The sequence below is a fragment of the Streptomyces sp. NPDC001851 genome (genome assembly GCF_040297165.1).
Lineage (GTDB): Bacteria > Actinomycetota > Actinomycetes > Streptomycetales > Streptomycetaceae > Streptomyces.
Window position 1 is genome coordinate 102,411 of the sequence record NZ_JBEOYR010000020.1, and the last position, 19,005, is coordinate 121,415.

The following is a 19,005-nucleotide window of genomic DNA, read 5'->3' on the forward strand; positions in this document are numbered from 1 at the left end:
AGCTGTCATGGCAGGGTGAAGGCATGACGATGCGAACCCGACCCCTCGGAACCACCGGACCCCAGGTCTCCGCCCTCGGCCTGGGCTGCATGGGCATGTCCGCGCTCTACGGCGACGCCGACCGCGCGGAGTCCGTCGCCACCGTCCACGCCGCCCTGGAAGCGGGCGTCACCCTGCTGGACACCGGCGACTTCTACGCCATGGGACACAACGAGATGCTGATCGGCGAGGCCCTGCGCACCGCCCCGGCCGCCCGCCGCGAACAGGCGCTGCTCAGCGTGAAGTTCGGCGCCCTGCGCGACCCGCAGGGCAACTGGAGCGGGTACGACGGCCGCCCGGCCGCCGTGAAGAACTTCGCCGCCTACTCCCTGCAGCGCCTCGGCGTCGACCACATCGACGTCTACCGGATCGCCCGCCTCGACCCGGACGTGCCGATCGAGGAGACCGTCGGCGCGATCGCCGAACTGATCGAGCAGGGGTACGTCCGGCACGTGGGCCTGAGCGAGGTCGGCGCCGACACCGTCCGGCGGGCCGCCGCCACCGTCCCGGTCTCCGATCTCCAGATCGAGTACTCGCTGATCAGCCGGGGTATCGAGCAGGAGATCCTGCCGACCGCCCGCGAGCTGGGCATCGGGATCACGGCCTACGGCGTGCTCTCGCGCGGGCTGATCTCCGGGCACTTCACCCGCGACCGGCAACTGGCCGCGAACGACTTCCGGGCCCACTCGCCCCGCTTCCAGGGCGAGAACCTCCAGCACAACCTGAACCTGGTCGAGGCCCTGCGCAAGATCGCCGAGCAGAAGGGTGTGACGGTCGCGCAGATCGCCGTCGCCTGGGTGCTCTCCCGCGGCGAGGACATCGTGCCCCTCGTCGGGGCCCGCACCCGCGAGCGGCTCACCGAGTCGCTGGGCGCGCTGGACGTGACGCTGGACGCGGCCGACCTGACGGCGATCGAGGAGGCCGTACCGGCGGACGCGGCGGCCGGCGACCGCTATCCGACCGCGCAGATGGCACACCTCGACAGCGAGCGCTGACCGGGGCGCCGGGTACGGTCTAGAGCATGGCACCGACCACCGAGACCCTGACCGCCGAGCGCATCCTCGAAGCGACCGAGGAGGTGCTGCGCCGCCATGGCCCGGCCAAGGCCACCGTGGTCGACGTGGCCCGCGCGCTCGGCGTCAGCCACGGCAGCGTATACCGGCACTTCCGCACCAAGGCGGCCCTGCGCGAGGCGGTCACCAAGCGCTGGCTGGACCGGACGTCGGAGAAACTCGCCGTCATCGTCGCCGGGGGCGGCACTCCCGAGGAGCGGCTGCGGGCCTGGCTCGGCGCCCTGTTCGAGGCCAAGCGGCACAAGGCGGGGGACGACCCCGAACTCTTCGCCACCTACACGGTGCTGACCGACGAGAACGGCACGGCGGTCGGCGAGCACATCGCCGACCTGACCGGCCAGCTGACCCGGATCATCGCGGACGGGGCCGGGTCGGGCGCCTTCACGGTGCCCGACCCGGCCGCCGCGGCCCGGGCCGTCTTCCAGGCCACCGGCCGTTTCCACGACCCCTGTCACGCCCGGGAGTGGACCGCTCCCGGCGTCGACGAGGAGTTCACGGCCGTCGTGGACCTGCTGATACGGGGGCTCAGCTCACCTTCACGGTGACGGTGGGCGAGTGTGCCCTTCCGGCCATGTTCGCGCTGGCGACGCGCAGTGTCTCCGTGCCCGGGGTGTTGAACGTGGCGGTCAGGGAGTAGGAACTGCCGTTCTTCACCTTGGAGGTCGCCTTCATCGGGACCCACTTGCCGGACTTCTGGTGCTGGAGCAGCAGCGGGGAACCGACCTTCAGGCCGGTGGTGCGTCCGGAGAACGTCACCGTCTGCCCGGCCTTCACCGAGGTCTTGTCGGCGTGGATGGTGATGGTGGCCATACCGGTGGCCGGGCTGGGCGGGGCGCTGCCGGCGCCCGGGGCGGTGCTGTCGGCGGCGAAGGCTCCGGCCGTCCCACCGGAGAGCAGCGCCACGGAGAGGAGACCGGCGCCGAGCGCGCGGCCGCAGCGGTGGCGGAGTACCCAGGTCATGGTCGTCTCCTGTTCGCTCGATGAACCTTTCCCAGGCTGAACCGGACTCGCGAAAGCGGCCACTCGAACGGGTGGAAGTGCAGCTCAGGCGGGGTGTCCCGGGGCCGGGCCGCTCGCCTTCACGGCTGTCGGGCCGCCGCCGGATCCACCGTCGCCTGATGGGCCTCGGCCAGATGCTCCGCCGCCTTCAGCCACGGCAGGAACTGGGCGCCCCTGCGCCAGCCGCATGTGTCGCATCTGATCGTGCGCTGCAGCCCCGTACGCCGCACCCGGACGACATGCTCCCGGCCGTGCCCGTCCCATCTGCTGACCTTGCTCGTGCTGTTGCCCTGCGGCATGACGCCTCACGCCTCCTGGAGTCCGGCACCCCCGACCGGAACAGGAGTGTGCAGCAAGACGAACATCAACAGGGGGAGTTTCCCACGCAGTTGCCGAAGCCGTGGCCTCGGCTCGGCAGAACTCGTTTCGCTCATCCAGCCACCGGAGCTCGATCGAGCGCGTCAGGGCGTTCCGACCGGCTGGCGGATGTCCGGCGACTCCAGCTGTTCGGCCGTGCGCTGTGCGGTGCGGTGGGCCCAGCGGCCGCTGGTGAGGAGGCCGAGGAGAAGGACGGCCAGGCCGCAGGCGGTGAGGATCCACCAGCCGGGGCCGGCCGCCGAGACGAAGGCCTGCTTCATGGGCGACGAGCCGGCGCCGGAGGCCAGGACCGCGCCGATCACCGCGACGCCGAGCGTCTGGCCCAGCTGCCGGCTCGTGGAGGCGACCGCGGCGGCGACCCCGGCCTGGGCGCGCGGCATGCCGGAGACGGCCGTGTTGGTGATCGGCGCGTTCACGAATCCGAAGCCGATGCCGAACAGGACGTAGCCGGCGATCAGGGTGGCGTTGGACGTCTCCGCCTCGAAGGCGGCGAAGAGGGCACCGCTCGCCGTCATCGCCGTACCGGCCACCAGGAGGGGCAGGCGCGGGCCGCGGCTGCCCACCAGGCGGCCGGACAGGGGCGCGCACAGGAACGTCGGGGCGGCCATCGGCAGCATCCACAGGCCCGCGTGCAGGGCGTCCAGGCCGCGCACGTTCTGCAGGTAGAGCGTGGACAGGAACAGGAAGCCGCCCAGTGCCGCGAACGCGCTGATCGCTATCACCGTGGCGCCGCTGAACGGAGCCGAGCGGAAGAAGCGCAGGTCGATGAGGGGTTCGGCGCGCCGGGGCTCGTACCGGAGCAGGCCGGCGAAGGCCGCGAAGGCGATCGCCGCGAACGGGGCCACCGCGGTCGGGCCGGAGTCCGGGGCCTCGATGATCGCGTACGTCAGCGAGCCGAACAGGGCGATGACCAGGAGCTGGCCGATCGGGCCGGGGCGGCGGGCCTTCGGTGCGCGGGACTCCGGGACGAAGCGGAGGGTGAGGAGGAGGGCGGCGAGGCCGACCGGGAGGTTGACCCAGAAGATCGCCCGCCAGCTCACCGACTGCACGAGGAGGCCGCCCACCAGCGGGCCCGCCGCCATCGAGATGCCGACCACCGCGCCCCACACGCCGATCGCGCGGGCGCGTTCACGGGCGTCGGTGAAGGTGTTGGTGATGATCGACATGGCGACCGGGTTGAGCATCGAGCCGCCGATCGCCTGCACCATCCGGAACACCACCAGCAGGGTCAGGTTCGGCGCGAGCGAGCACAGCAGTGAGCCGACGGAGAAGACCACCAGACCGGCCATGAAGACCCGCTTGCGGCCGATGCGGTCGGCCGTCGAGCCCGCGAGCATCAGCAGCGAGGCGAGCACCAGCGTGTAGGCGTCGATCGTCCACTGCAGGCCGGAGGTGGTGGCGTGCAGATCGCGCTGCAGGGACGGCAGCGCCACGTTGAGCACGGTGTTGTCCAGGCTCACGATCAGCAGGCTCATGCAGCAGATCGCGAGCACGAGCAGACGGCGACGGTGGGTCAACTCGGGCATGGATGGCATCGTACGCCTATTTCGATAGTGCGTCTAACTAATAGTGTGCCTAATTGATGTGCCGTACACGATCCTCGCGGTGGGCCCCCGGCAGCGGCTATCCCAGTACCCGGGGCAACCGCAGGCCAAGCCACCCCAGCCCCAGCAATCCCGCCGCCTGCACCGCCAGCACCACCGCCAGCGCCCGGCGCATACCGAGACCGGGGACGAGGGACAGGAACAGCGAACCGAGCGTCGCCACCCCGACCGCCAGGCACGACTGCTGCAGCGTGGCCGCGAGCCCGCTGCCCGCACCGGCCAGCCGGGCCGGGATCGCCGCCAGCAGGATCCGGTAGTACAGCGGCAGCTGCAGGCCCTGGCCGAGCCCGCACAGCACCAGACCGGGCGCGAGAGCCAGCGGGCTCAGCCGCGGCCAGGGACCCAGCAGCACGGTCGCCGTCACCGTCGCCAGCCCCGCGACGTGCACCGCCGCCGCCAGCGTCACCGACCGCCCGCCCCACCACCGTGCGGCACGCGGCGCCAGCATCGACGCCGCGAACTGCGCCACCCCCATCGGCACCAGCGTCAGCCCCGCCCGCAGGGCGCCGTACCCGAGACCCTGCTGCAGGGTCACCGCGCTCACGAACATCCAGCCGGCGAAGCCGACGAACACCGGCAGCCCCAGCAGCAGGCCCCGGCGGACCTCCGGGGCGGTCAGCAGGGACGGCGGCAGCAACGGGCTTCCACCGGCCCGCTCGCCGCGCCGCTCCACGCCGTAGAACCCCGCCGCGAGCAGCGGCGCCGCGCACAGCAGCAGCACCGACCACAGCGGCCAGCCCGCCGCCCGGCCCTCGGTCAGCGGCAGCAGCACTGCGATCAGCGCGGCCCCCAGCAGCGCCGTACCCGCGAGATCACCGCGCGCGGGCCGCTCGGACCGGCTGTCCGGCACCGACCGCAGGGCACACACCAGGGCGGCGACGGCCACCGGCACGTTCACCAGGAACACCGCACGCCAGCCGGTGCCCGCCGGATCCGCGGCGACCAGCACCCCGCCCAGCACCTGCCCGAGCACGACGGACACCCCGCCGACCGAGCCGTACAGGGCGACCGCCCGGGCCCGCCGCTCGCCGGACGTCGTCGCGTGGATGGTGGCCAGCACCTGCGGCAGCAGCGCCGCCGACGCGGCCCCCTGCGCGGCCCGAGCCGCCACCAGCCACCAGGCGTCCGGCGCGAGTCCGCAGGCCAGCGAGGTCAGCCCGAAGGCGGCCACCCCCCACAGGAACAGCCGCCGCCGGCCGTAGGTGTCGCCGAGCCGGCCGCCGAGCACGAGCAGCACGGCGTACGCCACCGCGTACCCGGCCACCACCATCTCCAGCGTGGCCGGCGGAGCGTGCAGATCGTGCTCGATCGTCGGCAGGGCGACGTTCACGATGAAGAAGTCGATCATCGGCAGCGCGGTCCCGAGAAGGAGCGTGAGCAGGCCGAGGGCCGTCAGCCCGCGGGCCCGCGCTGCGGTGCGCAAAGGGGTGGTCGTCATGGTCACGCCCCGACTCTCCGGCAGCTCCCAGCCGGGTACCAGGCGGTGGTCATCCGGGTACCGGCACCACCTGGAATCCGCCTGCGCCGGGACGGCACCCTTGGTCCATGACCATCGCAGTGCCGGAACACCGCACCGAGCAGCCCAGGGCGCAGCACATCCGGCGCCGGGAACTGGCCGCTTTCCTGCGCAGCCGCCGCGAGCGCGTCACCCCGGAACAGGTGGGCCTGCCGCGCGGCCCGCGCCGGCGCACCCCGGGCCTGCGCCGCGAGGAGGTCGCCCAGCTCTCCGCCGTCGGCGTCACCTGGTACACGTGGATCGAGCAGGCCCGCGCCCCCCATGTCTCCGCGCAGGTACTCGACGCCGTCGCCCGCGCCCTGCTCATGGATCCCACCGAGCGCGCCCACCTCTTCGCCCTCGCCGGGACCGCGGACCCGCGCATCGACCCCGAGTGCCCGGTCGTCTCGAAGTCCGCGCGGAAGCTCGTCGAACGGCTCGCCCCCTACCCCGCCTCCCTGCAGAACGCCCGCTACGACGTCCTCGCCGCCAACCGCCCCTTCGCCCAGCTCTTCGGCGACCTCACCGAGCTGCCCGTGGCCGAGCGGAACTGTCTGTGGCTGCTGGCCACCAGCGAGCGCTGGAAGCGGGACTTCCTCGACCGGGACGAGATGCTGCGCGACCTGATCGCCAAGTACCGGGTGGCCATGGCCGAGCATGTGGCCGAGCCCGTGTGGAAGGAGCACCGGGACCGGCTGCTGGCGGCCTCCGCGGAGTTCCGCGAGCTGTGGGAACGGCACGAGGTCGCGCCGCTGTCCCCGCACGTCAAGCGGTACCGGCACCCGGTGGTCGGCCTGGTCCGCCTGGAGCACCGCACCATGTGGCTGGCCCCGCAGTCACCGGCCCACCGGGTGGTCGCGTACATCCCCGCCGACGAGGAGACCGAGGAGCGGCTGGAGCGGCTGGCGGAGCTGGCGGACGGGTGAGGGACAATGGGGGCTCGCCCCTGTGCCGTACATCCGTCCCGGAGCCCTGACGATGACCCACCCGCTCTCCATCGGCCCGCACGCCGTCGCACCGCCCGTCGTGCTCGCACCCATGGCGGGGATCACCAACGCGCCCTTCCGTACCCTGTGCAGGGAGTTCTCCGGCGGCAAGGGCCTGTTCGTGAGCGAGATGATCACGACCCGGGCGCTGGTCGAGCGCAACGAGAAGACCATGCAGCTGATCAGGTTCGACGCGAGCGAGCAGCCGCGCTCGATCCAGCTGTACGGCGTCGACCCGGCGACCGTCGGCAAGGCCGTCCGCATGATCGCGGAGGAGGACCTGGCCGACCACATCGACCTGAACTTCGGCTGCCCGGTCCCCAAGGTCACCAGGAAGGGCGGCGGCTCGGCCCTCCCGTACAAGCGCAACCTGCTGCGGGCGATCCTCAGGGAGGCCGTGAGCGGTGCCGGTGACCTCCCCGTCACCATGAAGATGCGCAAGGGCATCGACGACGACCACATCACCTACCTCGACGCCGGCCGCATCGCCGTCGAGGAGGGCGTCACGGCGATCGCGCTGCACGGCCGTACGGCCGCCCAGCACTACGGCGGCACCGCCGACTGGGAGGCCATCGCCCGGCTGAAGGAGCACGTGCCGGAGATCCCGGTGCTCGGCAACGGCGACGTCTGGTCGGCTGGGGACGCGCTGCGGATGGTGCGGGAGACCGGCTGCGACGGGGTGGTCGTCGGGCGCGGATGCCTGGGGCGGCCATGGCTGTTCGCGGATCTCGTGGCGGCCTTCGAGGGGCGTACGTCCTTCGCCCGCCCGACGCTGCGCGAGGTGGCCGACGTCATGGTCCGGCACGCGACCCTGCTCGGCGAGTGGATCGGCGACGAGTCCAAGGGCGTCGTCGACTTCCGCAAGCACGTCGCCTGGTACCTGAAGGGCTTCGCGGTCGGCTCGGAGATGCGCAAGCGGCTCGCGATCACGTCTTCTCTGCAGGAACTGCGGGCGGGTCTCGACGAGTTGGACCTCGACCAGCCGTGGCCGGCCGGCGCGGACGGCCCCCGCGGCCGTACGTCCGGCAACAACCGGGTGGTGCTGCCGGACGGCTGGCTGAAGGACCCGTACGACTGCGCGGGCGTGAGCGAGGACGCGGAGCTGGACACCTCCGGCGGCTGATCAGCCCTTCTTCGGGTGCGGTGTCGAGCCGTACGCCGTCAGGAAGCGGTCGCGGAAGGCGCTCATCTTCCACACCGGGGCGTTGTGGGCCGGACGCAGGCCGTCCGTCCACCCCCACCCGGCGATCCGGTCCAGCACCTTCGGGTCCTTGGCGACGATCGAGACCGGCACGTCACGGCTGGCGTGGTTGCCGCTGACCCGGGCGATGGGCTGGTGGTCGCCGAGGAAGACCAGCACCGTGTCCTTGCTGCCGTAGCGCTCCAGCCACTGGGTCAGCGCGGTCACCGAGTACTGGATCGTCTTGCCGTACTCCTGGCGGGACTTGGTGGTGTCCGCGATGACGTCGGCCGGATTGTTGCCCGCCGCCTGGATGCCCTTGAAGACCGAGCCGTCGCCCAGCTGGTCCCAGCCGACCATCTTCGGGATCGGCGCCCAGGGCTGATGGCTGGAGGTGAGGATGAGCAGGGACATCCGCGCCTTGCCGTCGGCGGGCTTCCTGCTGTGCACCCGCTCCTGGTACTGCTGCAGCGCGTACTGGTCGGGCATGGTCGACCAGCTGAACTTCGGTCCCTTGTAGCCGAGTTCGAAGGCGTTGTAGACCTTGTCGAGGCCGTACCACTTCTGCTCCGGCCACGCCTTCTGCACACCCGGCATGACCCCGACCGTGTCGAACGCGCCGGTCTTCTTGAACGCCTCGGTGAGACTGAGGTGGTCGCTGGCCATGACCGTGCGGTAGCGCTGCTGGTTGCTGATCCACAGGCCGGACATGGTGGTGGAGTGGCCGAGCCAGCTGCTGCCGCCGTAGGTCGCCGAGGTCAGCCAGCCGCTCTTGGCGTGGAATCCGGCCTGGGCCAGCGCCTTGGTGCGGGCGTCGAGCGTACTGTCCACACCGGGCGCCATGATCGGGTCCTCGATCGCGCTGCGGCCGTAGCTCTCGATGAAGGTGAAGATCATGTCCTTGCCGCGCAGAGCCGGGACCAGCTGGCTGCCCGGGGTGTTGCCGAAGGCGTCGACCCTGGCCACCTTCCGGAACTCCGCCTCGTCCCTGAGCGTGGCCGAGACCATGTGGACCTGGTTCTTCAGCGCGGTGGCGGTGTTGTCGGCGGCGAGCGGCACGCCGGCCATCTGCAGGCCCAGGGAGGAGCAGGTGATCCAGACGACCCCGGCGACCAGCGTGCCCCGGGTCGCGGTGCCGGGGTGCCGGGCGAGCAGATTGCTCAGCCGGACCATGGCCAGCGCCAGCAGCACGCACAGCAGCAGGACCGCCGCGATCACACCGGCCACGGCCGCGAGGGTCTCCGTACGGCCGAGGGAGTCCTCCAGATACGACTCCGCGTCACCGAACAGGCTCCAGTCGAGGACCACGTTGAACGGGCGGCCGAGGTACTGGTTGAAGCCCATGTCGAGCGCGTTCAGCACGGTCATCGCGGCCAGCGCCACCCCGGACACGGCAGCCAGCACCACCCGCGGCCGGCGCGGCAGCGCCAGCATCACCGCCGCGCCGATGACGGCTTCCGCCGGTATCCGGAAGAACTTCCCGGGCCCCAGCCGCACCACCGAGTCCGGCATCACGAGCGCGGCGACGACGAGCGCCGCGGCGAGCACGGTCACGGTGACGGACACGGCCTGGGCGGCCGTGGGATGCTCCTCGCGCCAGCGCCGGGTGTACGCCGACAGGGCGGTCCAGGGGCGCCGGGAGGCGCGGGGGGCGGGCGCGGCGGTTTCGGCGGGGGCGTCGTCCTCCGGCTCTTCGGTTTGCAGTTGGCGCGTGCTCGTGTCCTGAGACACCCGAGGGTCCTTCCGTACGACACCCGTGACGCTGATCCGTACGGCCACCCCGCAACCCGTGTTCATGGCACTGAGCAAACACCGGGCAAATACCCGTCCCTACACCCCGCCCACCGCCGTCAGAAGCGCAAGCGGCGCCACGGCCGACCGGGACTCCCGCACGCACGCGTGCGGATACGGCACCGGCTCCGGATGCGTGTCCCTGCCGTACCCGGCCAGCACCTCCGGCAGCCGGTACCCCGCCACCACCGCCGCGTCCACCAGCGCGTGCGCCACCGCCCGGGCCTCGTCGTGCAACCCGTACCGCGCGAGCCCCAACGTGATCAGCGCGTTGTCATGGGGCCACACGGAGCCCCGGTGATAGGACAGCGGATGGTACGCCGCCTGCCCCGCGGCCAGCGTCCGCACCCCCCACCCGGAGAAGAAGTCCGGCTCCAGCAGCCGCCGGCCCACCACCTCGCCGTACTCCTTGTCCAGCAGCCCGGACCACAGCAGATGCCCGGCGTCGGAGGCCAGCGCGTCGATCCGGTGGCCCTCCCCGTCCAGTGCGAGCGCCGGGAAGGAGTGCTCCTCCATCCAGAAGTCCCGCTGGAACCGGTCCCGGAGATCGGCCGCCGCCTGCTCCAGCAGGGCCGCGTACGTCTCGTCGCCCCACACCGTGCGCGCCAGCCACGCCGTGCGGCGCAGCGCGTCGTACGCGTAGCCCTGCGCGCCCGCCGCCATCACCGCGCCGGTGGGACGGGTGCCGTCGGCGCAGCAGATCGCGCCGGGGGAGTCCTTCCAGTTCTGGTTGGCGAGGCCGCCCTCGTCGGCGCGGTAGACCAGGTAGCCGCGCGAGGTCAGGCCGCCGTGGTCGAGCATCCAGGCGACGGCGGCACGCGCGTGCCGTTCCAGACGGCGGGCCAGAACCGCGTCCCCCGTCCGCTCGGTGTACGCGCCGAGCAGGACCAGGAACAGCGGAGTGGCGTCGACCGAGCCGTAGTACCGCCCGAACGGCACCTGCCCGAAGTGGGCCAGCTCGCCGTGCCGTACCTCGTGCACGATCTTGCCGGGCTGGGCGACCGGGGACAGGCCGGTGCCGGTCGCCTGGGTGGCGGCGAGCGCGGGCAGCGTGGCGGCGGCCAGTTCCGGGCGGTACGGCAGCGCGAACAGGGAGGTGAGCAGGGCGTCCCGGCCGAGGAGGGCGAGGAACCAGGGGGCGCCGCCGGACGGCACGCGCAGTTCCTCGCCGTCCGGTCCGGTGGCCGGCACCTGGAGCGCGGCCAGGTCGGCGAGGCCCCGCGCGCAGGCCTCCGCCAGTTCCGGCCAGCCGGTCGGGAAGGCCACACCCTCCACGAACTCCGCCTCCGCGACGGCGAGTTGGTCCAGGACGGACGCCGGGTCGCGGGGCACGCGCAGAGCGCGCTTCTCGCCGTGCGGGCGGGCGATGACGCGCAGCAGCAGCTCCGTCGTGCCGTGCGGCGCGAGGTCCAGGGTCCACACCAGGCGGCGGGCGCCGGTGCCGGTCTCCTCGACGGCGTCGGGGGCGGGGTCGGCCGTGATGGTCGTACAGGACCGCCATTCGGCGCGGCGGTAGGTGAACTCGATGCCGTCGTCGAGGACTTCCCGGGAGCGTACGGCGCCGGCCTTGGCGTAGGTGCGGTGGTCGGAGCGGAGTTCGAACTGGTCGGTGAAGTCGGCGTCGGCGGTGATGGCGAGGCGGACCGTGGTCGGCACCGGGCGGTTGCTGGTGACCCGGAGCGATTCGACGAACGAGCTGTCGCCCACGGCCTGGTGGCGGAAGAGGGTGTGCGCGGGAGGCTCCTGCCGGCCGCCGCGCGGGACCAGCACACAGCGGGCCGCGCCGCCGTCGGTGACCGGCGTGAGTACCTCGGGTACGGCGCCGTCGACGGTGAGCTGCCAGCGGCTGAGGTGCCGGGCGTCCCGTACGAACAAGCCGTCCGGGGAGCCGCTGCCCCGGACCCCGCTGATGTCGCCCCGGTCGCCCACGGCGGCGAACGTCGCCCCGCGCACGAGCAGATGGTGCCGGTCCGTCATTCCCGGTCGCCTCCTTCGTTACTTGTGTCGAACGTGCCGGTGGCCGCCTCGGACACGCCCCCGCGGGCGCCCTTGACAAGGTCTTGGTGCAGCTCGTGGTGCAGGTCGAGGGCGAGCGCGGCGGTCCAGCCGAAGCCGGTCGCGCCGCAGGCCTCGCCGGTGCGGGGGTCGACGTACTCCGCGAAACCGGTGGCTTCGGCGAGGTGCAGCACGGCCGCGCGCAGTGCGTCGGCCCGCTCCCGCTCGCCGTGCACGCGCAGTCCCCGTTCCAGCAGCCAGTTCGTGTTGAACCAGGCCGGGCCGCGCCAGTACCGGTGCGGTTCGAAGGCCTCGCCGAGGAGGTCGTAGCTGGGGACGAGCCGGGTGCGGTCGCCGAGCCCGAAGTGCGGCCCGCACAGGGTGCCGACGAGCGCGGTGACGATCTCGCGCGGCAGGCCGGGGAGGATGAGCGGCACCAGCCCGGAGACACTCCGCTCGGGGATCAGCCCGAAGGCACCGGGTCCGTGGGGCGGTGCGGGGTGGTGTGCTTGGGGGGCCGGGCCGGGGCCGTGTGCCTGCCGGGCCGGTCCGCGGCCGTCGGCCGCGCCGTCTCCTGTGCGGACCGGGCTCCCGCCCCGCGCGGCGGCCCGCAGGTCCCGGCACAGGAACATGCCGGCCGCCGGGTCCCACAGCCGCTCCACCAGCGCCGCCGTCAGCCGTTCGGCGCGCGCGTGCCGCGCGGTGCCGGCCGCGCCCAGCTCCTCGGCGATCCGGGCCAGCGCGTACTCGGAGGCGATGAGCAGGGCGTTGAAGGCGGGGTCCTCGACCGTGAACTCCCCGCCGCCGTCGGCGTACCCCGCGTCCCGGTAGTCGGCGGCCAGCCGCACATACCGTCCGTAGTCCAGATCCGTCGGCCGGTCCTCCGGTGCGCCGTGGTCGAGGTCGGCCCGCCGGAAGGAGCGGGCCGGGGCGGGGGTGATCCGGGCGAGCGGGGCGTCCCAGCAGGGGCTGTTGTCCATGCCCTGCTCCCACGGGTGGACGACCGACACCAGCCCCGCGCCGCCCAGGTCCCGCCGGTGCAGCAGATAGCGGTGCCAGGCGGCCAGCCGCGGGTGGACCCGGGCCAGGAAGCCGCGCGCCCGGGACAGGCCGGGGTCGGCGCGGTGCACCAGCCAGGCCGCCAGCGCGTGCACCGGTGGCTGCACGATGCCCGAGGTCTGTACGGTGCGCGGGGCGCCGGCGGTGCGGCCGGCGGTGGCCGAGCGCCAGAAGTCGGGGCTGGGGAAGTAGGCGTCGAGCGGTACGGAGGGATTGAACACGATGTGCGGGACGCGCCCGTCGGCCCACTGGGCGGCCAGCAGCGTCTCCAGCTCGGTCTGGGCCCGCAGCGGTGAGAGGTGCCGCAGCCCGATCGCGATGAACGCGCTGTCCCAGGACCACTGGTGCGGATACAGGTTCCGGGAGGGGACCGTCGAGCGGCCCGTCCAGTTCTCGTCGAGCACCCGGGCCGCCGCGACCTGCAGCGGCGTGCCCGCGGACGGGGGGCCGTACGCGCTCTCGTACTCCGTGGGACGTGCGGTGAGCTGCGTGCTGCGATCCACTCGGGGCTCCCCGAAGACGAAGACGCCCGGCCGGCCCGGCCGGGTTCGGTGGCAACGACCGTAGAGTTACGTCTATTTAACACGCAAAACTCACTATGTAATGCAGTCTTGGGAAACACAAGGGGGTGCGCATGACCGGACGTCCGGGAAGGACCGCCAGAGCCGGCGGCCAGGCCGGCGCGGGAGAGCTGCTCGAACTGGTCCGCAGTGGACGGGCCGTGACGCGCGGTGCGCTCCAGCAGGCGACCGGACTGTCCCGTGCGACCGTCGGCCAGCGCCTGGACCGGCTGTTCCGGGCCGGCTGGCTGCGCGAGGGCGCCGGCGGTCCGGTCGACTCGCCGCTCGGCGGCCGCCCCTCCATCACCCTGGAGTTCGACGGCTCCCATGCCGTCGTCCTCGCCGGCGACCTGGACACCCGGCACGCCCGCGCGGCCGTCCTCACCCTGACCGGCGAGATCCTGGCCGAGCACTCCGGCACGCTGGTCGTCGAGGACGGACCGGAGGCCGTACTCGGTGAACTCGGCCGCTGGTTCGGCGCGTTGCTGGAGAAGGCGGGCCACGCGGCAGCGGACGTCTGCGGCATCGGGCTCGCCGTACCCGGCCCGGTGGACAGCGCGACCGGCCGGGTGGTGCAGCCGCCGATGATGCCGGGCTGGGACGGCTACGACATACGGGGCCGGCTCTCCCGCGCCTTCACCGAGCACACCGGCGCCGGCCCGGCCCCGGTCCTGGTGGACAACGACGCCAACCTGATGGCCTACGCCGAACAGCGCGCCGGGCACCCCGACTGCGCGGCCTTCGTGCTGGTCAAGGTGTCCACGGGCATCGGCGCCGGGGTGGTCGTGGACGGCGCGATCTACCGGGGGGTCGACGGCGGTGCGGGCGACATCGGGCACATCCGGGTCGGCACGGACGCCCTGTGCCGCTGCGGTGCGCACGGCTGTCTCGCCGCCGTCGCGAGCGGGGGCGCCGTGGCCCGGCGGCTGACGGAGAGCGGGGTGCCGGCCGCCTCCGGCGCGGACGTACGGGACCTGCTGGCCGCCGGGCATCCGGGGGCGGCGGCGCTGGCCCGGGAGGCGGGCCGGCAGGTGGGGGACGTCTTGGCGACCGTCGTCACGCTGCTCAACCCGGGTGTGCTGATGATCGCGGGTGATCTGGCCGGAACCCCGTTCCTCACCGGGGTGCGCGAGCTGCTCTACCAGCGGGCGCTGCCGCGCTCCACGGCCCACCTGGACGTCGTCACCTCCCGGCTGGGGGAGCGGGCCGCGCTCATCGGAGCGGGGGCGCTGGTCGTGGAACACCTCTACGCGCCGGAGCGGGTCGAGGAGCGGCTCCTGGCGCTGGGCGTGTGACGTCGGCGTTTCCGGGCCGGCCGGAGTCCGCATGGTGAAATCCGGCGCGCTGTGGCAGCGTGATTCTCGCCACCCTTGATAAGGGTTGCGCTCAGATGAGCGGATCATGAGCGGCTGCACTTCTCCAAGGGGTGGCACTGGGTGCCACCCCTTGATCGTTCATCGATCGAAATCAGGCGTGCCGATGCCCGCTCATCTGAGCGGAAAACCCGCCCCCTGGGAGGTGGATGCGTTCAAGAAGTGAAAACATGTGCCTCGCTCGGCTTGCCAAGCTTTGACTTTCGATCCGCTGGCGGACGAGTGGTTACAGGCGCATGACGCGCAAGTGGACGTACCCATGTGCCTTCGATCTGGGTATGTTCCTGGCCGTCAGGGCAGCCACCGTGGCCTCAAGGAGTCGAGACCCGTGTCGGAAAACAAAGAACCCCACGTAGTGAAGTTCGTTTACGACTTCACCGAGGGCAACAAGGACCTCAAGGACCTCCTCGGCGGCAAGGGCGCCAACCTCGCCGAGATGACCAACCTCGGTCTGCCGGTCCCTCCTGGCTTCACCATCACCACCGAGGCCTGCAAGGTCTACCTGGAGAGCGGTGCGGAGCCCGTGGCACTGCGTGACGAGGTGAGTGCGCACCTCGACGCGCTGGAGTCCCGCATGGGCAAGAAGCTCGGCCAGCCCGACAACCCCCTGCTGGTCTCCGTCCGCTCGGGCGCCAAGTTCTCCATGCCCGGCATGATGGACACGGTCCTGAACATCGGCCTCTCCGACAAGTCGGTGCAGGGCCTGGCCAAGCAGGCCGGCGACGACCGCTTCGCCTGGGACTCCTACCGCCGCCTCATCCAGATGTTCGGCAAGACCGTCCTCGGCGTCGACGGCGACCTCTTCGAGGAGGCCCTCGACAAGGCGAAGGAGGCCAAGAAGGTCACGGTCGACACCGACCTGGAGGCCGCCGACCTGAAGAAGCTGGTCACCACCTTCAAGAAGATCGTCAAGAAGGAGGCCGGCCGGGACTTCCCGCAGGACCCGCGCGAGCAGATGGACCTCGCCATCAAGGCGGTCTTCGACTCGTGGAACGGCGACCGCGCCAAGCTCTACCGCCGCCAGGAGCGCATCCCGCACGACCTGGGCACGGCCGTCAACGTCTGCTCGATGGTCTTCGGCAACCTGGGCCCGGACTCCGGCACCGGCGTGGCCTTCACCCGTGACCCCGCCTCCGGCCACCAGGGCGTCTACGGCGACTACCTGCAGAACGCCCAGGGCGAGGACGTGGTCGCGGGCATCCGCAACACCGTCCCGCTGGCGGAGCTGGAGTCGATCGACAAGAAGTCGTACGACCAGCTCATGCAGATCATGGAGACCCTGGAGAACCACTACAAGGATCTCTGCGACATCGAGTTCACCATCGAGCGCGGCCAGCTGTGGATGCTCCAGACCCGCGTCGGCAAGCGCACGGCGGGCGCCGCCTTCCGTATCGCGACCCAGCTGGTCGACCAGGGCCTGATCGACGAGACGGAGGCGCTCCAGCGCGTCACCGGCGCCCAGCTGGCCCAGCTGATGTTCCCGCGCTTCGACGAGCAGGCGAAGGTCGACAAGGTCGCGCGCGGCATCGCCGCATCTCCGGGCGCCGCGGTGGGCAGGGCGGTCTTCGACTCCTACACGGCCGTGAAGTGGTCCCGCTCGGGCGAGAAGGTCATCCTGGTCCGCCGCGAGACGAACCCCGACGACCTGGACGGCATGATCGCGGCCGAGGGCATCCTGACCTCCCGCGGCGGCAAGACGTCCCACGCGGCCGTGGTCGCGCGCGGCATGGGCAAGACCTGCGTGTGCGGCGCGGAGGAGCTGGAGGTCGACACCAAGCGCCGCAGGATGACGGTGCCGGGTGGTCACGTGGTCGAGGAAGGCGACGTGATCTCGATCGACGGCTCGTCGGGCAAGGTCTACCTGGGCGAGGTCCCGGTCGTCCCCTCCCCGGTCGTCGAGTACTTCGAGGGCCGCATGCACCCGGGCGCCGACGACGCGGACGAGCTGGTCGAGGCCGTCCACCGCATGATGGCCTTCGCCGACCGCAAGCGCCGCCTGCGGGTGCGCGCCAACGCCGACAACGCCGAGGACGCGCTGCGGGCGAGGAGGTTCGGCGCCCAGGGCATCGGCCTGTGCCGCACGGAGCACATGTTCCTCGGCGACCGCCGCGAGCTGGTCGAGCGCCTGATCCTGGCGGACACGGAGGAGGAGCGCGAGGAGTCCCTGAAGGCCCTCCTTCCCCTCCAGAAGAAGGACTTCGTGGAGCTCTTCGAGGCCATGGACGGCCTCCCGGTGACGATCCGCCTCCTGGACCCCCCGCTGCACGAGTTCCTCCCCGACATCACGGAACTCTCGGTCCGCGTGGCCCTGGCCGAGTCCCGCCAGGAGCCGCACGAGAACGACCTGCGCCTGCTCCAGGCGGTGCACCGCCTGCACGAGCAGAACCCGATGCTGGGCCTGCGCGGCGTACGCCTCGGCCTGGTCATCCCCGGCCTGTTCACCATGCAGGTCCGCGCGATCGCCGAGGCGGCCGCGTCCCGCAAGGCGGCGAAGGGCGACCCGCGGGCGGAGATCATGATCCCGCTGGTCGGCACGGTCCAGGAGCTGGAGATCGTCCGCGAGGAGGCCGACAAGGTCATCGCGGAGGTAGAGGCGGCGACGGGCACTTCGCTGAAGCTGGCGATCGGCACGATGATCGAACTCCCGCGTGCCGCCCTGACGGCCGGCCAGATCGCCGAGGCGGCGGAGTTCTTCTCCTTCGGCACGAACGACCTGACGCAGACGGTGTGGGGCTTCAGCCGGGACGACGTCGAAGCGAGCTTCTTCACCGCATACCTGGAAAAGGGCATCTTCGGCGTCAGCCCCTTCGAGACGATCGACAAGGACGGCGTCGGCTCCCTGGTGAAGTCGGCGGCGGAGGCGGGCCGGCGTACCCGTCCCGACCTGAAGCTCGGCGTCTGCGGCGAGCACGGCGGCGACCCCGAGTCCGTCCACTTCTTCCACGAGGTCGGCCTGGACTACGTCTCCTGCTCCCCGTTCCGCATCCCGGTCGCCCGCCTCGAAGCGGGCCGCGCGGCGACGAACTCGGCGGGCAGCGACCACCGCTAGGCCCTCCGGGCCCTTGACCCCGGAGCCGCCGCTGGTCCCCGACCCTCACCGATCGGCGACGGCTCCGGCGCACGAAAGAGGAGAGGCGGCACCCTGTGCGGGGGTGCCGCCTCTCCGTGCATCGTCCGTGGAGACTGTCAAGCTACGTCCCTGACCAGGCAAAGTGACGTTTGCTGACATTGGCTGCCGTTGCACCCGCGCGAAGCCGTTGTGCCCTCGTTGCACCCTCCGGGTGCGGCACCCCGCACCGGGCCTACCGGTAGAACACCGCTACGCCGCCGTGGTGCGAGCAGGCGCCCTGGTGGTGAGCGGCGTACGAGTACGTACCGTCGTTGCAGAGCGCGGTTGCACCGTTCCCGGCGCCGCTGGAGCCGCCCGACGAGCTGGAGCCGCTACTCCCGGACGACCCGCCCGACGAACTCCCGCCGTTCCCCGAATCCGCGGCTGCCGCATGCGCGGTCACGGTCACCTTCACCTTGACCGTCTTCGTCGCCGTCACCGTAGGAGCCGGCTTCGGCTTCGCGGTCTCCGTGGCCGTTGCCGTCGCGGTGACCGTCGCCGTCGGCTTCACCTTGTCCGCCGTCGGCTTCGCATCGGTCCCGTTGTTCTGGCCGCTGCCGCCGGCACCGACACCGAGGAAGAAGGCGAGACCGATTGCAGGCAGCACGTACCGCTTCCGCGCCCATTTCGGGGCCGTTCGTATGGGCGGCTGCGGCGGCATGGTGTACGGGTTACTCATGTGTCCCCCCAGGGCGCGTTGGAGGGAAGACCGTAGCGCCAGATGTGAAGCCGATGTGAAGTTTCCGTGCAGTAGTCACCTATTCGTGACCGCTCCAGCGGTATTCACCGGGGGCGGGCGGCCGTGGCCGTCTCGGACCGCGCCGCGCCGCCGCTGTCCGCTGTCGTTGATGTCAGCGCTGGACGCCACCCGACACCGGCTGGCGTCACTTGCGACGCTTGCGTGTCTTCGCATTGCGTTCGGTGGCGCATCCCGCCTTACGGTGGCGCCATGAGCGATCACTCGGAAGCGCCTGTCATGCCCGTCGAGGCCTACGAACCCCCCTACTACGTGGCCGTCTTCACTACGGTGCGAACCCAGGACCAGAGCGGCTACAGCGAGACCAGCGCACGCATGGAAGACCTGGTCAAGGACGTCCCCGGGTTCCTGGGGATGGACCACGCGCAGACTCCTGGCGGGCTGGGCATCACGGTCGGGTACTTCCGCGACGCCGACGCCCTCGCGGAGTGGCGGAGCGACGCCGAGCACCGCGCGGCGCAAAAGCGTGGGCAAGCCGAGTGGTACCGGAGCTACACGCTGCACGTGGCGAAAGTGGAGCGGAGCCACGGGTTTACCCGAGCGTAGGTCGCGCGGAGCCCGACAGCAGGCTGATCAGCCCAACTCACCCCCTGGGCCGGCAAGCGCC

15 protein-coding genes are annotated in these 19,005 nt (G+C 71.8%); 7 read left to right on the top strand and 8 right to left on the bottom strand.

Features of this window, described 5'->3' with window-relative positions; genetic code table 11:
• Positions 1-23: 23 nt before the first annotated feature.
• Together ABT171_RS27625 and ABT171_RS27630 are read left to right on the top strand one after the other, a co-directional pair.
• A complete protein-coding gene (locus ABT171_RS27625) occupies positions 24-1,034 on the top strand; it encodes an aldo/keto reductase (RefSeq protein ID WP_351248356.1) in 1,011 nt (336 codons plus the stop codon).
• 26 nt (positions 1,035-1,060) lie between these two features.
• Positions 1,061-1,657 (top strand): TetR/AcrR family transcriptional regulator, encoded by a 597-nt coding sequence (locus ABT171_RS27630; RefSeq protein WP_351248358.1) that lies wholly within the window; start codon positions 1,061-1,063, stop codon positions 1,655-1,657.
• Here the strand turns inward: ABT171_RS27630 and ABT171_RS27635 are convergent.
• From ABT171_RS27635 to ABT171_RS27650, 4 genes are all read right to left on the bottom strand, one after another.
• Positions 1,638-2,072, bottom strand: coding sequence for a hypothetical protein (locus tag ABT171_RS27635; RefSeq protein WP_351248360.1), 435 nt, complete (start codon positions 2,070-2,072; stop codon positions 1,638-1,640). The genes ABT171_RS27630 and ABT171_RS27635 overlap by 20 nt on opposite strands.
• A gap of 119 nt (positions 2,073-2,191) precedes the next feature.
• Positions 2,192-2,410, bottom strand: coding sequence for a hypothetical protein (locus tag ABT171_RS27640; RefSeq protein WP_351248362.1), 219 nt, complete (start codon positions 2,408-2,410; stop codon positions 2,192-2,194).
• 162 nt (positions 2,411-2,572) lie between these two features.
• The gene (locus ABT171_RS27645; protein ID WP_351248364.1) at positions 2,573-4,015 is read right to left on the bottom strand and encodes an MFS transporter; all 1,443 of its coding nucleotides are present in this window, start codon (positions 4,013-4,015) and stop codon (positions 2,573-2,575) included.
• A gap of 97 nt (positions 4,016-4,112) precedes the next feature.
• Positions 4,113-5,531, bottom strand: a complete 1,419-nt coding sequence (locus ABT171_RS27650) for an MFS transporter (protein ID WP_351248473.1) — start codon at positions 5,529-5,531, stop codon at positions 4,113-4,115.
• A gap of 107 nt (positions 5,532-5,638) precedes the next feature.
• On the opposite strand from ABT171_RS27650, the gene ABT171_RS27655 reads away from it, so the two are divergent.
• The gene (locus tag ABT171_RS27655; RefSeq protein WP_351248366.1) at positions 5,639-6,514 is read left to right on the top strand and encodes a helix-turn-helix transcriptional regulator; all 876 of its coding nucleotides are present in this window, start codon (positions 5,639-5,641) and stop codon (positions 6,512-6,514) included.
• A gap of 52 nt (positions 6,515-6,566) precedes the next feature.
• Positions 6,567-7,697: a tRNA dihydrouridine synthase DusB gene (gene dusB / locus ABT171_RS27660; protein WP_351248368.1), complete on the top strand. Its 1,131-nt coding sequence runs from the start codon at positions 6,567-6,569 to the stop codon at positions 7,695-7,697.
• On the opposite strand, the gene ABT171_RS27665 is transcribed toward dusB, so the two are convergent.
• From ABT171_RS27665 to ABT171_RS27675, 3 genes are all read right to left on the bottom strand, one after another.
• Positions 7,698-9,266, bottom strand: a complete 1,569-nt coding sequence (locus tag ABT171_RS27665) for an alkaline phosphatase family protein (protein ID WP_351248475.1) — start codon at positions 9,264-9,266, stop codon at positions 7,698-7,700.
• A gap of 318 nt (positions 9,267-9,584) precedes the next feature.
• A complete protein-coding gene (locus ABT171_RS27670) occupies positions 9,585-11,522 on the bottom strand; it encodes an amylo-alpha-1,6-glucosidase (RefSeq protein ID WP_351248370.1) in 1,938 nt (645 codons plus the stop codon).
• A complete protein-coding gene (locus ABT171_RS27675) occupies positions 11,519-13,102 on the bottom strand; it encodes an MGH1-like glycoside hydrolase domain-containing protein (protein WP_351248372.1) in 1,584 nt (527 codons plus the stop codon). Before ABT171_RS27675 ends, ABT171_RS27670 begins: the two co-directional genes overlap by 4 nt.
• Positions 13,103-13,233: 131 nt before the next feature.
• Between ABT171_RS27675 and ABT171_RS27680 the strand changes: the two genes are divergently transcribed.
• Positions 13,234-14,454 carry an ROK family protein gene (locus ABT171_RS27680; RefSeq protein WP_351248374.1) on the top strand — a complete coding sequence of 407 codons (1,221 nt, stop codon included), beginning with the start codon at positions 13,234-13,236 and terminating at the stop codon, positions 14,452-14,454.
• 406 nt (positions 14,455-14,860) lie between these two features.
• Positions 14,861-17,581: a pyruvate, phosphate dikinase gene (ppdK, locus tag ABT171_RS27685; protein ID WP_351248376.1), complete on the top strand. Its 2,721-nt coding sequence runs from the start codon at positions 14,861-14,863 to the stop codon at positions 17,579-17,581.
• 253 nt (positions 17,582-17,834) lie between these two features.
• Here ppdK and ABT171_RS27690 read toward each other — a convergent pair whose 3' ends face one another.
• A complete protein-coding gene (locus tag ABT171_RS27690; RefSeq protein WP_351248378.1) occupies positions 17,835-18,320 on the bottom strand; it encodes a DUF3761 domain-containing protein in 486 nt (161 codons plus the stop codon).
• A gap of 270 nt (positions 18,321-18,590) precedes the next feature.
• Here ABT171_RS27690 and ABT171_RS27695 point away from each other — a divergent pair, with 270 nt between their 5' ends.
• A complete protein-coding gene (locus ABT171_RS27695; RefSeq protein WP_351248380.1) occupies positions 18,591-18,944 on the top strand; it encodes an antibiotic biosynthesis monooxygenase family protein in 354 nt (117 codons plus the stop codon).
• The last annotated feature ends 61 nt before the right edge of the window (positions 18,945-19,005 follow it).